1 protein-coding gene is annotated in these 1,637 nt (G+C 67.5%); it reads right to left on the bottom strand.

Annotated elements, in window-relative coordinates; translation table 11 throughout:
- Positions 1-346: 346 nt before the first annotated feature.
- The gene (locus QTH97_RS36865) at positions 347-1,531 is read right to left on the bottom strand and encodes an IS91 family transposase (protein ID WP_286573736.1); all 1,185 of its coding nucleotides are present in this window, start codon (positions 1,529-1,531) and stop codon (positions 347-349) included.
- Between the last annotated feature and the right edge of the window lie 106 nt (positions 1,532-1,637).

Below are 1,637 nucleotides of genomic sequence, written 5' to 3'. Positions count from 1 at the left end.
AAGGGTTGTGGGACAGCTGCCCGGCAGACGCGCAGCGCATAGATCGACCATGACCTGAGGGCAGGTGTCCCTCAAGCCTCGAGGGAGGAAACCGCGGAGCACAGCGCGGCGGTTTTTCAGGACCGTGACGCTATGGCGATAGTGGTGAGTGCTCAGCCGTCAAGCATGACACGCGAGAGGCGCGCGGATACGCTACACGAAGGAGCCCGTGGTTTCTCAGTGCCACCGCAGGCGGTGATGGGCGCGTGGGGCGCAGTTGTCGCGGCCAAGGGGCGCATTGAGCGCACGCCGACTCCGTCGATGCGCTCGCCGATCGACATCAAGGACGCAAGGAAGTCTCTTGGCGTCATGGTGGCGCGCGAATCGCTTCGCCGCGGAGGAAGACCTGCACGATGGTCATGGCGTGGCCGCAGTGCCGGCAGATGAACGTCGGGCGCTCGGCGTCTTGCTCGGCGTCCGGCTCGCCGGTGTGGGTGGACGGCGATGGCATGGGCATCACATTCAACAACTCGCGGGCGGCGGCCAGACATGCCGTGCGTGCGCCGTTGGCCAGCAGTCCGTAGTGGCGGATGCGATGGAAGCCCGTGGGCAGCACATGCAGCAGGAATCGGCGCATGAACTCGTGCGCCGAGAGCGTCATGGCCTTGTGGCGCGTCCTACCCTTGGCGCGGTAGTCCTTCCATCGGAAGGTCACGCCGCGCTCGTCCAGCGCAAGCAGCCGGCCGTTGGAGATCGCCACCCGGTGCGTGTAGCGCGACAGATAGGCCAGCACGGCCTGCGGCCCCGCGAAGGGCCGCTTGGCGTAGACCACCCACTCGATCTTGCGCAGTGGCGCGAGCCAGGTCTTGAAGGTATGGGCATCGGCCAGGTTCGCGTGCGCGCTGAAGAAGCGCAGCTGGCCGCCGGCATGCAGGCGCAGCAACTCCTCCAGGAAGCGGCGCCGGAACAGGCGCGAGAGCACGCGCACCGGAAGGAAGAAGCCCGCACGGCAGGCCACCCAGCTTGTACCGTCCTGGGCCAGGCCACCACCGGGCACGATGCCATGTACGTGAGGATGGTGCGTGAGCGCCGAGCCCCAGGTGTGCAGCACCAGCGTGGCACCGATCCTGGCGCCCAGGTGCTTCGGATCGCCAGCGATCGTGATCAGCACCTCAGCGGCCAGGTCGAACAGCAGCCCGTAGAGCGCAGCCTTGTTCTGGTAGGCGAGGTCTGCGATGGGCGCGGGCAGCGTGAACACCACGTGGTAATACTCAACCGGCAGCAGATCGGCCTGACGCGCGTCAAGCCAGCGCTGCGCCGCGGTGCTCTGGCACTTGGGGCAATGGCGGTTGCGGCAGGAGTTGTAGGCGATCTGATCGGCGCCACAGCCCTCGCAGCGCAAGACGTGTCCACCCAGCGCCGCGCTGCGGCACTGTTCGATGGCCGACATGACCTTCAGCTGTGCCAGGCTCAGATGGCCGCGCTGCTCGGCGCGCCACGCCGGCGCGTGTTGGCGGAAGATGTCGGCGACCTCCAGGGAAGGCCGGCCCACGGCCAGCCTGTCACGCCGGTGGCAATGCCTCCAGCGGGCTGAGCACCTCGTGCAGCAGATCGGTGGCCACGTGGGTGTACACGGTGGTGGTCTCCAGGCGCTTGTG

The organism is Variovorax gracilis (assembly GCF_030317115.1).
GTDB lineage: Bacteria > Pseudomonadota > Gammaproteobacteria > Burkholderiales > Burkholderiaceae_C > Variovorax > Variovorax gracilis.
Note: the sequence above shows the minus strand (reverse complement) of the source record. Positions and strands in the feature narration are given on the sequence as shown.